Here is a 14,052-nt window from a genome sequence, read left to right as displayed (position 1 = left end):
ACGCTTACGATTAGCGCGGTCATTTTGTGGTTGGTGATTCGTTTTGTTTTGAATCGTCGATATTTGCGAACACGAGGCATGGTTTGGCTGGAAATTACACCGCCTGCCACGATCGCCAAAACACCTGAAGCAACCGAGCAACTATTTTCGGTAATTCATGGACATCGGGCGGCGCGCTCACTCAAAGAAAAATTGCTCGGTCGGTCGCCAGTTATGAGTTTTGAAATTATATCAACTAAAGAGCATGGTGTGCGGTATTTGGTGCAGGTCGAACGGCGTCACGCTGCGAACATGCAAAAAGTGATTACCTCCTACATCGCCGACTCAAAGGTTCGCACAGTTGAGCGGAAGAGCGGTGATGATTATCAAGTTATTGAATTTCGAGAAACTGGGCATTACGTCTTGCCGTTAGCTATAAATTCGACGCTAGAGCAACGCGATCCACTCAGTTATGTGATTGGTGCGATGACCAGGTTGGATGACGAAGAGGAAATTATTTTGCAGCTTATAGCAACACCAGCGCGCTTACGTGAAGCAGAAATTTTGTCGCATAAAATTCTCGGCAATGAAAATATTTTGCAATATGTTAGCAGCAAAAATCTATCGATTATCGGCAAGCTGGCTAACTTCTTTGGTAAAATTTCTTCTGGCGTAACCGACCTCGTCAGCGAAATTCATGCTAGCATGACAACCAGTCATCGTAATTATTACGATTCAAAAACTACACCCTCACGGCAACAAACTAGAACGCCGCGAGACGACCGCCCGGCGCGCATGCTCAGCGCTTTTGAATTAGAACTAATGGGAACTATGCATCAAAAAGTGACTCGTTCGCTATTTCGCGTCAACCTCCGCGTCATGGTAAATAGCCCGGAGTCGAAGAGACATATCGCCGCGCTTAAGTCCGCGCTGGACGGTTTTAGTACGCCGCCATACCAATCACTCAAGGCGAAGTATCGTCTGCCGATTTTGAATAACCTGCTAATTCTTGCATCCATAAAGCGCCTGCCATCGCTGCATAAAAATAGCTCCATGATCCTCGCTTCAAGCGAACTTGCTAGCTTGTTTCATTTTCCTTCAAGTTATCATAGTAAAACCGACAATTTGATAACTTCGCTCAGCCGCACGCTGCCTGTGCCAATTTCACTCAAGCAGTCAGAAAAGTTCGATGTAATTATTGGTGAAAATCATCACCACAATACGGTGACGCCGATTGGCTTGACGGAAGCTGAGCGCGAACGCCACCAGTATATCATCGGCGGTACGGGCAGCGGCAAAACTACGATGTTACAATATCAAATCGTGCAAGATATTTGTAGCGACAAAGGCGTGGCTGTGATTGACCCGCATGGCGATATGGCAGAGACGGTTTTGCGGCAGGTTCCTCCGGAGCGTCTTGGCGACGTGATTTATTTCAATCCCGATGATTTGGATTATCCGATTGGTTTGAATTTATTGGAGCTAACGCCCGGGCTAGATGGCAGCGAGTTGATGCGCGAAAAAGATCTTATCACTGAGTCGGTCGTGTCGATTTTTCGGAAAATCTTTAGCGACGAGGACTCGGGTGGGCATCGTATCGAATACATTTTGCGCAACACCATTCAAACCGCACTCACGCAGGAAAATCCCACGCTTTTCACTGTGTTTGATTTGCTAAATGACCCGAAATATCGCCGCAGTGTTGTCAAAAATCTTGACGATACAAACTTGATAAATTTCTGGAAAAACGAGTTTGGTAAAGCTGGCGACATGCAGAAAGTGAAAATGTCGGCGGGAATTACGGCGAAAATTGGGCGGTTTTTATTTTCGGCGTCAGCTCGACAAATTCTCGAGCAACCAAAATCGACGATTGACTTTGACGATATTATCAACTCGGGGAAAATACTTATTTGCAATTTGTCCAAAGGTTTGCTCGGCGAAGACACATCTGAGCTATTTGGAATCACCGTACTTGCGAAGCTCCAGCTCGCAAGTCTCCGTCGCGCCCGCATCAAACAGGCGGAGCGGCGGACGTTCTACTTGTATGTCGATGAGTTTCAGAATTTCGCCACGACGTCATTTGTGCAAATGCTATCCGAGAGCCGCAAATATCACGTCTTTATGATTATGGCTGAGCAGTCCACTTCGCAGCAAAGCGACCAGCAAACGGTGAATATAATTTTGGCAAATGTCGGCACAATTATCTGCTTCCGAACTGGAAACCCGCAGGATGAACAGCGCTTGCTGCCGATGTTTAGTCCATACATTGAGCCGGGCGAGATCAGCAACCTGCCTGCATATAATTATTACGCTAGGCTGGCGGCGGTGTACGCGCAAGAGCCGCTATCTGGGCAGACTTTACTACTGGAAAATGAGGGCGATGAGTCGGTGCGAGATGAAATTGTTAAACACTCACGAAAGGAATTTGCCAGGAAGCGAGAAGAGATTTCTGGGGGAAAAAGTTCTAGCGGGTATCTTTCAAGAAAAGCAATCAAAACTAACAAGCGCCCGAAGAAGAGATCACAGATTAAGGCGGAGCCGATGATAGATGAAATCTGAGGCTTTAGCTAGGCACAAGCAGTATAGAGTGATACAATAATAGACAAATGAGCATTCCTCCATCAAGCGTGAAAATTCTATGGGCAAAAAGCGGTAATTGCTGTGCAATGTGTAACAATCCAGTGGTTGAGCGTCAAACTGACACCCTGATTCCTGTAGGAGAAATGGCTCATATTAAGGGACATAAGCCGAATTCTGCACGCTATGACGACGGTCAGAGTGATATCGAACGTCATTCCTATAATAATCTTGTCCTTCTCTGTCCAGCGTGCCACACTATTATTGATAAGAGTGTGGCAAAATACTCTGTTGACTATCTTCATGAAATCAAATCTTTGCATGAGGAGCGCATTGAGCGAGCCATAAAGAGAAGCTTACCGACAATCACATTTAGAGAACTCGAGGAAACTCTTCGGCACATAATAGATAACCCTCCTTTGAAATACGATAGCGAAGACTTTGGACTGATACCTATAAAGGATAAAGTGCACAAAAATAGTCTAAGTCCGCAGACAGAGCAAATGTTAAAAATGGGCATGGCTTCTGTATCGCTGATTGATGATTTTTTAAACAAAAATGCTAGCGAAGACTATCCAGAAAAATTAAGGATATTTTTTGTACAAAAGTATAAAAATTTAAGAAGAGATACTGATAACGGGGATGCTATATTTTACTCTCTAGTGCAAGCAGCCTCTAGCGACAGTAGCGACCCTCGTCATATGGCTGCAGCTTACGGAATAGTGGCCTACTATTTTCAGCTATGTGAGGTGTTTGAAAAATGATAATACTTCCAGATAAAACTATTCGCGTGGGGTTTTCGGTTGTTGGAGTTGGCGCAATACTTCTTCAAAACATAGATTCAGTTGAAACAGTGAGTTCGTTATGGAGCAAAGTGAAGGTATATGAAGAAATAGGTACGTTTGAGAAGTTTATTGCAGCTCTGGTGTTACTGTACTCCTCCGGAGCTATACTGTATAATAATGGAGTAATCGAAAAAAATAAAAAACATGAAATTAGTTAAATTAAGCGCAAACAAAAGCAGTTTTAAAACCATACAATTTCGTAGAGGTTTTAATATAATCATAGCCGACCGCGACCAAGACTCCAGCGACAAGCATTCCACTAATGGCTTAGGTAAAACGCTATTGCTTGAAATTGTAAATTATTGCCTAGGAGGTAAGCCGTCAAAAACTCTTAAAAAAGAAGAGATGAAAGATTGGGTATTCAGCTTGACTATTGAGATAGACGGAGAAGAGGTTGTTCTCAAGCGAGCAGTAAATGATCACAAAAAATACATAGTGGCGCTAGGAGTTGAAGATATTAGCGCAGATGAAGTTTGTCTAACCTTAGGAGAGAAATTGTTTGGTGTTAGTGTACGTGAAGTAAAAGACAAAAGCAATCACCCTACGTATCGCACATTAGCGTCGTACTTCATGAGAACTGATGATGGCGCATTCTCTGATCCTTTCTTATGCTTTGCTCGGCAGAAAGCACTATCTAGAGATAACAATACCGCTTTTCTGCTAGGATTAAATTGGCAGCTATCTGTCAAATTCTCGCAACTCAAATCTGAATTTAAAAAATTAGATAGTGCAAACAAAGCTATTGAAACGGGTGCTTTTGATGCGTTTGGAGGTACGGTGGGCGATTTGAACTCAGAGAAAATAGACGTTGAGTTGCAACTTGCGGAGAAGATGAAAAGACTAGAAAATTTTCAAGTTCACGAAGACTATAGAGATATACAGGCTAAAGCAGACACTTTAACTAAAGAAATCCACGATATTATCAATGAAATCACTATAAACTCTCAAATAGTAGAGAGATACAAAGACAGTTTAAAAAATGAAAACGGTGATGATATAAAAATAGAGCAAATATACGAAGCAGCGGGCGCCGTCTTTGAAAAATCCTCTCTACGCACACTCGATGAGGTGATTAATTTTCACAGAGACGTAGTACTTAACAGGAAAAATTATCTAGAAAGCGAGATCGAGCTATATGTAACAAAAAACAGAGCTTTGGATAACAAAATGGAAAAACTCTCAAATGAGAGAGCTGGCTATTTGAATATACTAAAGACACATGGAGCTCTTGATGAATATACAAAACTTCAAGATGAAGTCAACAAAAGCAAGGCCAAGATAGCAGACATAGAGAGCAGAATTTCTCGACTCACGGAGATTAAGTCAAGGATTGATGACATACGAATAGAGATTAGCGATGTTATATCAAAGATGTGGCAGGAATATAACGGAGACCAGCCGCTAATATCAACAGCTATACGTTTATTTAATTCAAACTCTCGATTTTTGTACGAACAGCCCGGGACACTCTCTATCGATGTAGATAAAGAAGGCTATAAGTTTAAAATTGATATTAAAAAAGCTGGCAGCGACGGCGTTAGTAGTATGAAGGTGTTCTGCTACGATCTTATGCTAGCTGAATATTGGTCTACTATACGTCACAGAGAATTTCCCTTATTCCACGATTCAAAAATATTTGCAGACGTAGATCCTAGACAGGTAGCAAAAGCTCTAGAAATTTCTAGTAGCAAAGCCGAGTCGTTAGACTTTCAGTATATTTGCTCCATGAATTCTGGGTATATGCCGTATGACTCTCTACCGGAAGAATTTACCGATAACCTTAACAAATACATTATCGCAAGGTTTAACGACAAAGACGAGCACGGCACATTACTGGGTGTAACTTTTTAGCACCGCCGCGTTGAAGTCTATTAAGAGGCACTGTCCTGTTTCTTGTACTTCTTCAAAAACCCCTCAAGATCAAAGTCCTCACTCCTGCTAGCGACATGCGCAAATCGCTGCATGAATTTCAGAAATCCGACCGCGTATTCGCGATTGGCATTGTCTGGGTCGTGAAGCTCCAGGTAGTGGATCGTTTTCTGAATCGTTTCTTCGTCTTCGTATAGATGAAGATCCTTGATTGTATCCTCGTCGTTCATGATTATTTCACCTCCATAAATTTATTTAAGCCGATAAAATCTATCAACATCTCCGCCTCCAGCGCGGATGCCGTCCTTCTCATTATCTCACAACTGTCGCGATATGAGAGAATATTTAGGCTACCTTCGTAAATAATTTCTCTGTCGATGATGGCTAATTTGCGGTGATGCTTGACTGTAAAAAGCACTTCGACGCCTGCTGATTGTAGTAAATTCAGAGATTTTTGGGCTTGTAGTTTGTATATTTCGTCGTGTTCTTCAAGTGGTTTGGTGTTAAGTAATATTGCAACGCCACGCTTTTTGAGTCGGTGGAATATTGGAATAAATTTTTCGACTCGGACAGTTCTGAGAAACGGACTTTCGATGATAATGCTTTTTCGGCCTTTTCGTAAATCGCGCATAAATTGGTCGTCGAAAGTATTTTGGTCATAGAGATTTGAGCCTGATTTTCGCAAATTAAACATCACGCTCCTCCAAATCCGGCAAATACACCTCGCCATTTTTAATAACCATGCCCAGCTCCTTGAAGCGATCCCGCAGCGCAAACAAATCGCGAAAAAGGAGTTCCACATTTATATTTGTAGGGTCACCAATACTTATAAGGATAGTTATCCCGTTTGAATTTGCAGTAGCTCGCTCAGTTTTGATAGCGAGCTATTTTTGTTGACGTCAAAACGAAAAATACTCTGGTATAATAGACAGTAGGATACTTCAAAAAGAAAGGGGAAAATCCTCGAATGACAAAGACGACGGCCATAAAGAATAAACCCAAGAAACAAGCTGCATCTTCACCAGAGCGTAACATTCGATGTGAGGCGGTCATTATTATCGAGGCGGCAATACTTGTTTGTTCAGCAGGGGTGTTCATAGGTCAGCTGCCGCTATTCTTTCGAAACCTTCAGGATATGCCGTTAGTACTGACTGTCATTGGCGTAGCTATCGCATCACTCCTCGTTCAAGGTCTCATTGTCTTGAAGCAGTCCCGTCGAACTGACCAGTACCGACAACGAATCGCTGCGCTCGCTATGACTGTGGTGTATCCGGTGGTGCAATTTATTGTGTTAGCACAATTTTATGTCTTTCAGGTTGGCCCATTTAGCTCAGCGCTTCGAGAAGCTACCCGTGCGATATTTAGTGCTACACTGGCCTTTAATAACTCGCTCCCGGCTATCTTGTTTATGGTGGCGTGTACGACTATTGGTTCACTGTGGCTATGGAAGATTATCATAACACCTGAGGGGGTATCATATTGGCAGCCACGTCCAGCCGACCAGCTATCTGAGGCGGAGAAAATTAAGCAGGAGCGGGGCCTGCGTTATCGCAAGATTGGCGTGACCTTGATGGTGCGAGTGCCGTTCGCACTCATATGTGCGTTCATGTTTGTCATAACACTTTTGTATATTGTTCGTGCTACCATTCTCTTTGCTGTAATGATGGCGATGTCTGCGGTGCTGCCATATGCAGTCATTTTGAGCTTTGTTGTTGGGCTGGTGTATATGCTAAAGGGTGAGGTGTATTACAGGGTAAAGCATTGACAAATTATGAGAGGATCGCGTATAATGGAAATAAGCTTGCGTTCATACAGGGTATACGCCGTGTAAGCGCGCGGGCCTACCAGAACGGTCGCACGGATGCGGAAAACTAATCGTTTAGCAATATCAACTAATTATTAGGTCGACAATGCATCCTGTTCTTGTGCGAGAAGAAAGACTCAGTACGGTAGTCAGCGTTGATGGAGACATTGACACGGGAGAAGCGTTATTCGTAACCAAGCATCTGCCCATCGGGGCAAAAAACTCAAGCTAAGCGCAATATCGGCGTATGGCGGAATCTTTCTATTAGTTATTTCATTTCTGGCACTAAGTTATCAGACAGGTGGCGTCGCTAGTCAGCAGGGCTCAGTCTCGGCCTCTCAGCCAGTCGCACCGTCTACTGGTGTGACACATGAGACAAATAAGGTTTCAGTAGATCAACTGGCGGCTGCTAATGCGGTAACCGATCTGGCTGAGACGGTCAATCTGCCAACTGCCGGTGATTTACGTGAAGCGACGGCAACGCTGTCAATCAAAAAAGAGTTGGCTCAGGGTGATACGGAGGTTATTTCTAAGCCACAGATTATCCAGCCTGAGAAATCAGCTCAGCGCGGCATCAAGACTTATGTCACTAAGCAGGGCGATACAATTGACTCGATTGCTAAGAAGTTTAATGTGACGGCCCAGACGGTGCGCTGGGCAAACAATACGACATCTGATGCGGTTGAAGCTGGCAAAACATTGATTATCCCGATGGTTGACGGCGTGGTCTACACTGTTAAGGACGGCGACACCGTCGAAAAATTGGCAGAAAAGTATAAAGCAAATCCTGAACGAGTGGCATTGTATAACGACTTGGCAAATGGGGCGGCACTAGCCAAAGATACACGAATTGTTCTGCCGGGTGGCGTATTGCCAGAAAATGAGCAGCCAGGTTACGTGGCGTCCCGCTCTGGCCGTCGGGGCTATGCAGGGCGGACAACGGGCGGCGCAGTCAGTGGTATCAGCTATGGTTACGCTCGAGCATCAGTTGGCAACCGATACGCTCTTGGCAACTGTACATGGTACGTGTACGAGCGGCGGGCAGCACTTGGTCGACCAATTGGTAGCTTCTGGGGCAACGCGACGTCGTGGGCAGCAAGTGCTCGGGCAGCCGGTTTTGTCGTTAATCATACGCCGGCACCAGGGGCAATCTTCCAGACAACATGGGGCGGTGGTGGTCTTGGTCACGTCGGTATGGTCGAGCGGGTTGAAGGTGGCACGATCTACGTTAGCGATATGAATTACGCTGGGTATAACGTCGTGACGCATCGAACGATCCCGATGTCTGAGGTTGGTCGATATAACTTTATTCACTAGGATGCTCTAAGGCAATAAAGCGCCTCCGCTATCTCTCGGGGGTGCTTTTTGATATACTAAAATTATGTTTGTAGATACAGCGAAAGTATTAGTGCGAGCTGGCAAGGGTGGTAACGGCGCAGTCAGTTTTCGGCATGAGAAGTATGTTGACAAAGGCGGTCCTGATGGCGGTGATGGTGGACGTGGTGGTGATGTGGTGTTTTTGGCGACCAAAGACCTTAATACACTGCTGAATTTTCGCCACAGGCCAGAACTAAAAGCAGAGAATGGCGGTGACGGCAGTAAGCGTAATAAGCGTGGCAAAAGTGGCTCGCCGCTGGTTATCAAAGTACCAATGGGTACATTGGTCAAGCGCGACGGCAAGGTAGTTGCAGATTTGACGGCAGACCAGCAACAAGCAGTTGTTGCCCGGGGCGGTGATGGCGGCTTTGGTAACGCGCACTTTACGTCCAGTACGCGCCAAGCACCAAAGATGGCTGAGCTTGGCGAGGCGGGTGAAGAATTTGAGGCTGAGCTGGAATTGAAATTATTGGCCGACGTTGGCTTGGTTGGTTTCCCTAATGCTGGTAAATCGACATTCTTGAGCGTGGTTTCTAATGCTCGGCCGGAAATTGCCAATTATGAATTTACGACCTTGACGCCAAATTTGGGCGTAGCGGATGTTGATGATGGTTCAGTGTTGATTGCTGACATCCCGGGGTTGATTGAAGGCGCTTCGGAAGGTAAGGGTTTGGGCGATCAGTTCCTGCGCCACGTTGAGCGGACAGCCGTGTTGCTCCACATGATTGATGCGTATAGTGACGACCCAGCGGAAAAATACCAGACTATTCGCCGTGAGCTGGAAAAATATTCCGAGGAATTGGCGACGCGCCCAGAGATTATCGCTTTGACGAAATGTGAAGGATTGGATGAAGAAATCATTGCCATGCAGTCGACAGCGTTACACAATGTAGCCAATGGTTCGTCAGTGGTGGTGATCTCCTCTCAGACGCATGCCGGCGTGACTGAGCTGCTACGCCTACTGCGTCGTGAGGTCACGAATTATCGAGTACGGGAAGCTGAGCGGACTGAAGAAGAGGGAGACGATTTGCCGGTAATCGCGCTGGACGCACAAGCAGCATCTGATGCCTGGACGGTAGAGCGGGTGGTCGGTGCGGAGCCTGAAAATGTAGACGATGAAGAGATGATTAGTTTTATTATCCACGGTGCTAAAATTGAAAAGTTTGCTCGCCGTACTAACTTTGATCAATTTGAATCGGTCAATCGCCTGCGCGACATCATGCGAAAAATGGGTATCACTCACGAGCTAATCCGTCAGGGTGCAGTCGGCGAGACCGTGGTGCAGATTGGCGAATCGAAGCCGTTTACGTTGGTTGAGTAGTAGGTTTGGGTGTCATCTCGTAGCTTTGCTATACTATAGGTATGGCACAGACATTCTTCTTCTACGACCTAGAAACCAGCGGACTGAATCCGCGGCAAGACCGCATCATGCAGTTTGCTGGGCAGCGGACGGACATGAATCTCGAGCCGATTGGTGAGCCGTATAATCTATTGGTGACGCTGAATGATGATACGTTGCCGAGTCCTGATGCACTAATGGTGACGGGTATCACGCCGCAAAAAACGGTTGAAGAAGGTTACACCGAGGCGCAGTTTGCCCGGATGTTGAGCGAGGAGATTTTTACGCCGGACACCATCGCGGTTGGCTTTAATAATATTCGGTTTGACGACGAATTTATTCGTCATTTGTTGTGGCGCAATTTCCATGATCCGTACGAATGGAGCTGGAAGGATGGTCGCTCGCGTTGGGATTTGCTGGATGTGGTGCGATTGACGCGGGCACTGAGGCCGGAAGGAATAAATTGGCCGCTTGATGCTAAGGGTGAGCCCAGCAATCGTTTGGAATTAATCACTAGTGCCAATGGTATTGCTCATGAAAATGCTCATGATGCCTTGGCGGACGTGACAGCGCTGATTGCCGTGACGAAATTGATTAAGCAAAAGCAGCCACAGCTGTATGATTACTTGCTAAAAATGCGTGACAAAAAAGCAGTCCAACAGCTGGTCAACGTGGATGACAAAAAACCGTTTGTTTACGCCAGCGGGCGTTACGACAAAGAGTTCGCCAAAACCACGGTGGCCTTTCCACTGACGACCAGTCGAAACGGCGGTGTGGTCGTCTATGACTTGCGGTATGATCCGATACCGTTTGTTGGGCTGAGTGCGGAGGAATTAACAAAGAAAATCTTTGCGTCGTGGGAGGAGCGGCAGGCTGAGGATTTTGTCAAATTGCCAGTCAAAGAGTTGCAGTACAATCGCTGTCCGGCGGTGGCACCGCTGGGTGTGCTGGAGCAGGGCGATGGCTGGCAGAAAATTTCGCTTAGCACAGAAATTGTCCAACAGCATCAAAATATTTTGCTGAATCACCCAGATTTTGCCGAAAAATTGCGCAGTATTTTTGAAAACAAGCCAGCCTTCAAAAAATTGCCCGATCCAGAAGCACAACTGTACGATGGCTTTTTGCATGACCGCGATCGTATCCGTGTCGAAGCGGTGCGCAATGCCGATGAGCGCGAGCTGGCTGATTTTCATCCAGAGTTCCAAGATGAGCGTTTGGCGCCGCTGCTACTACACTACAAAGCGCGCAACTTTCCGCGCTCGCTCAGCGAAGATGATTTAGTGCAATGGGAAACATGGCGGGCGCAGCACTTGCAGGCGCAACTACCACAATTTATGGCGTCTCTGCAGCGTCTAGCGCCGACGGCGACTGACGAACAGCAGTTTATCTTGCAGGAATTACAGCTATGGGCGGAGGCGATACTGCCCACTGAGGACTAAGATGCGGTACTTAATTTATGGTGCGGGAACAATCGGTCTGACGTATGCACATTTATTAGCGGTACACCATGATGTGGATGTGCTCGTATTGCCTGAGCGGTATGAAGAGGTGTCGCAAGGCGTGCCACTTGCTATAAAGGATTTGCGTCAGCGTGACAATACGTATCAGTCGACGGTATTTTACCCACAGTGTGTCACATCGCCAGTAGGTTATTACGACGTTATATTAGTAACGGTTAATCGCTGTCAACTTCAATCGGTACTGCCGATACTAGCAAAGTATCAGCCTAAGGCTAGGTGGATTGGATTTATGCAAAATAATTGGAATCTGGCCAGTGAGGTTGATCAATATATATCGCCTGATGATTATTTTATTGCCTTCCCTTCCAGTATTGGCGGTGGGCGAGATAATAATGGCGTGAAGGTTATTATATTTCCAACACCGACGCGGGTTGGTGGTGCAAGGGCGGGAGCAAAGTTATTCATGCAGCATTTAAAAGAAGCTGGGGTAGCGAGCAGCTATGATGCTCGTCTGCTTGATTGGATGAAAGTTCATTATCTCCAGCAATCAGCAACTGCTGGCGCCATAGCTAGTAGTGGCAGTTTTTCGGCATTAACGCATGATCCAGGGGCGATTCGTCAGCTAATTATGGCACTTCGTGACGGTATGTCTCTATGTCGTCACCAAGGTGTTGCGGTGTGGCGAGTTTTCCCTTTCAATGTACTATCAATGATGCCGCTAGGGGTAGCTACTGCAATAATGCGGCATGCACTTCAACAGCCCGATGTAGTCGATATGGTAACGGGTCATATGAAGCACGGATTTAACGAATGGCTAGCTGGGTATGATGAAGTATTGGCTGACGGCAGGCGGTTAGGGGTTTTGATGCCGGCATGGCAGGCATATAATCCGGCTGTTCAGCGCTATAAGACAACTATACACTAAGTTTATAATAACTCTTGCGATAGCTAGTCACGTGGTGTATAGTAAGAGTATGAATGCACAGTACACACTTCTTGGGTTTTTAGCGTAAGGATCAAACTATGGATATGAGTTAAAGAAGAAGTACGATGACTACTTTGGTAAAGATAAGCCAATTCTAGCCGGGTAGGTATATTCAATATTGGCGCGGTTAAAACGTGATGGCAAGGTTAAAGAAATTGTCGATACTGGCACCTCAGGTGGTCCAGATAGAGTTCGTTATGCTATCACTAAAAAAGGACATTATGAGCTACAAGAATGGTTGGAGACTCCCGAAGCGCCATCACCCCAACTACAGGCAACGATGTATATTAAGTCGGTACTCGCCATTCTCAAGGAGGGAGACGCCGCACCATACCTTGATAATCAGCGCACCGCACATATCCAACGCATGCGTGAGTTAACCACTCAGCGGCGTGATAGCGACTTGTCAAATATGCTACTGATTGATCATGCGTTGTTTCATTTGGAGGCAGATTTACGATGGATTGAACTAACTATCTCACGCTTAACAAAGTTAAAGGAGGAATTATTACATGGGCAAGCCAATTATTAGTGCGAGGAATATCAAGAAATCATTTGGACAGGCGCAAGCGCTGCGTGGTGTATCGCTTGATGTTATGGCCGGCGAGGTGCTAGCAATTATGGGGCCAAGTGGCTCGGGCAAATCAACATTATTGCACAGTCTAGCAGCGATTATCGGTGTTGATAGTGGCGAGATTCATTTTGATGGTCACCGTATTGATGTAATGAATGATGATAAACGTAGTATCTTGCGGCGGACTCGCTTTGGTTTCGTTTTTCAGTTTGGACAGCTCGTACCAGAATTGACCAGTCTCGATAATGTAGCCCTGCCTCTGCTGCTCAATGGTGCTAAGCGACAGGAGGCTTACAAGCAAGCTGAGCACTGGCTCAAAGCGGTCGGGCTCAGCGACAAGGCTGGCAGCATGCTTGGTGAATTATCGGGTGGTCAGATGCAACGTGTAGCGATTGCTCGTGCTATGGTGACCAATCCAACCGTACTGTTTGCCGACGAGCCAACCGGATCGTTGGATAGCCTTAACTCGGAGAAGATTACGGAGTTATTTATTGCAACCGCTAAAGAGCATGGAACAACGGTTATCATGGTGACCCATGAACCGACGATTGCTGCGTATGCAGACCGTGAGATCATTGTTCGTGATGGTCAAATTGCAAGCGCTGGACATGTACAATCAGTGAGCTCTGATGCTCATAGCAGGAGGGTTATATAATGAGCATTAGTTGGATGCTTCTTCGTAAATCTGGTCGCCAATCGATGGCCCGCCTCGTGCTGACATCGGCAGCTATCGCACTTGGTATAGTGTTGGTTTGTTATTTTGTAGCCGGTGTAAACGGTCTACTGAAACGGACCGACCGTGCGATTATTAATACGGCTATACTTCAAGCAAAGAATGCTGCACCGCAGCAGCGACAACGAGACACCACCGTCAAGCCGCTAAAGGCGTCAAACGTACAGCTAGGTAATTTGACGAAATGGCGCGATAAAAAAATTAATGTACTGTCACTCTATGGCGTAGAAGGGTCGGTCCAGTTTGCTCAATTACCAACACCAGCATCTGGTGAATATTATATGTCAAAAGCTCTGGCCGAGAAGGTCGCCCAGCATCCCGAGGATAAGATTATTGATAGATTTGGCAAGCATACAAAGTATCTTGGTACGATCCCTGATGCGTACCTACAAAGTCCAGACGCACTGATGCTTATTCGAGAGGTGAGTACTGAGGAAGTTGCCGCCACGGATAAGGCCGCTCAGTCTCGTGGGCAATCATCATACTTTACCGATATATACTAAACTGATG

13 protein-coding genes and 1 pseudogene are annotated in these 14,052 nt (G+C 46.0%); 12 read left to right on the top strand and 2 right to left on the bottom strand.

All coding sequences use genetic code 11. The annotated features are described in order from the left end of the window. The first annotated feature begins 33 nt into the window (after positions 1 to 33). Genes FBF26_03565 through FBF26_03550 form a run of 4 tightly spaced genes read left to right on the top strand, consistent with a single transcriptional unit; the run spans position 34 to position 5,252 of the window. Positions 34 to 2,538: a hypothetical protein gene (locus FBF26_03565; protein ID QJU10323.1), complete on the top strand. Its 2,505-nt coding sequence runs from the start codon at positions 34 to 36 to the stop codon at positions 2,536 to 2,538. Between the two features lie 47 nt (positions 2,539 to 2,585). Beyond that, complete coding sequence (locus tag FBF26_03560) at positions 2,586 to 3,320, top strand: HNH endonuclease (protein QJU10322.1); 735 nt, start codon at positions 2,586 to 2,588, stop codon at positions 3,318 to 3,320. After that, a complete protein-coding gene (locus tag FBF26_03555) occupies positions 3,320 to 3,559 on the top strand; it encodes a hypothetical protein (GenBank protein QJU10567.1) in 240 nt (79 codons plus the stop codon). Before FBF26_03560 ends, FBF26_03555 begins: the two co-directional genes overlap by 1 nt. Then, entirely contained in the window at positions 3,546 to 5,252 is a 1,707-nt protein-coding gene (locus tag FBF26_03550) for a DUF2326 domain-containing protein (protein ID QJU10321.1), read from the top strand. The genes FBF26_03555 and FBF26_03550 overlap by 14 nt, the downstream gene beginning before the upstream one ends. A 20-nt stretch (positions 5,253 to 5,272) precedes the next feature. Here the strand turns inward: FBF26_03550 and FBF26_03545 are convergent, their stop codons facing one another. Together FBF26_03545 and FBF26_03540 are read right to left on the bottom strand one after the other, a co-directional pair. Beyond that, positions 5,273 to 5,500, bottom strand: coding sequence for a hypothetical protein (locus tag FBF26_03545; protein QJU10320.1), 228 nt, complete (start codon positions 5,498 to 5,500; stop codon positions 5,273 to 5,275). 2 nt (positions 5,501 to 5,502) lie between these two features. After that, positions 5,503 to 6,072 (bottom strand): hypothetical protein, encoded by a 570-nt coding sequence (locus tag FBF26_03540; GenBank protein QJU10319.1) that lies wholly within the window; start codon positions 6,070 to 6,072, stop codon positions 5,503 to 5,505. A gap of 165 nt (positions 6,073 to 6,237) precedes the next feature. On the opposite strand from FBF26_03540, the gene FBF26_03535 reads away from it, so the two are divergent. The 8 genes and pseudogenes from FBF26_03535 (at position 6,238) to FBF26_03500 (ending at position 14,045) form a co-directional block, all read left to right on the top strand. After that, on the top strand, positions 6,238 to 7,035 hold the full coding sequence (locus tag FBF26_03535; GenBank protein ID QJU10318.1) for a hypothetical protein: 798 nt from the start codon (positions 6,238 to 6,240) through the stop codon (positions 7,033 to 7,035). Between the two features lie 402 nt (positions 7,036 to 7,437). Next, the gene (locus FBF26_03530; protein ID QJU10317.1) at positions 7,438 to 8,391 is read left to right on the top strand and encodes a LysM peptidoglycan-binding domain-containing protein; all 954 of its coding nucleotides are present in this window, start codon (positions 7,438 to 7,440) and stop codon (positions 8,389 to 8,391) included. Positions 8,392 to 8,455: 64 nt separating this feature from the next. Next, entirely contained in the window at positions 8,456 to 9,772 is a 1,317-nt protein-coding gene (obgE, locus tag FBF26_03525) for a GTPase ObgE (GenBank protein ID QJU10316.1), read from the top strand. Between the two features lie 41 nt (positions 9,773 to 9,813). Then, a complete protein-coding gene (gene sbcB, locus FBF26_03520; protein ID QJU10315.1) occupies positions 9,814 to 11,229 on the top strand; it encodes an exodeoxyribonuclease I in 1,416 nt (471 codons plus the stop codon). 1 nt (position 11,230) lies between these two features. After that, positions 11,231 to 12,175 (top strand): ketopantoate reductase family protein, encoded by a 945-nt coding sequence (locus FBF26_03515; GenBank protein QJU10314.1) that lies wholly within the window; start codon positions 11,231 to 11,233, stop codon positions 12,173 to 12,175. A 49-nt stretch (positions 12,176 to 12,224) separates the two neighbouring features. Beyond that, a pseudogene (locus FBF26_03510) lies at positions 12,225 to 12,767 on the top strand (PadR family transcriptional regulator). After that, positions 12,748 to 13,464 (top strand): ABC transporter ATP-binding protein, encoded by a 717-nt coding sequence (locus tag FBF26_03505; GenBank protein QJU10313.1) that lies wholly within the window; start codon positions 12,748 to 12,750, stop codon positions 13,462 to 13,464. The pseudogene FBF26_03510 and the gene FBF26_03505 overlap by 20 nt, the downstream one beginning before the upstream one ends. Then, on the top strand, positions 13,464 to 14,045 hold the full coding sequence (locus FBF26_03500; GenBank protein QJU10312.1) for a hypothetical protein: 582 nt from the start codon (positions 13,464 to 13,466) through the stop codon (positions 14,043 to 14,045). The genes FBF26_03505 and FBF26_03500 overlap by 1 nt, the downstream gene beginning before the upstream one ends. Positions 14,046 to 14,052 lie beyond the last annotated feature (7 nt).

It is taken from the genome of Candidatus Saccharibacteria bacterium oral taxon 488, from assembly GCA_013100825.1.
GTDB lineage: Bacteria > Patescibacteriota > Saccharimonadia > Saccharimonadales > Saccharimonadaceae > Nanosynbacter.
The sequence above is the reverse complement of the archived record's forward strand: the minus strand, read 5'-3'. Positions and strand labels throughout refer to the sequence as shown.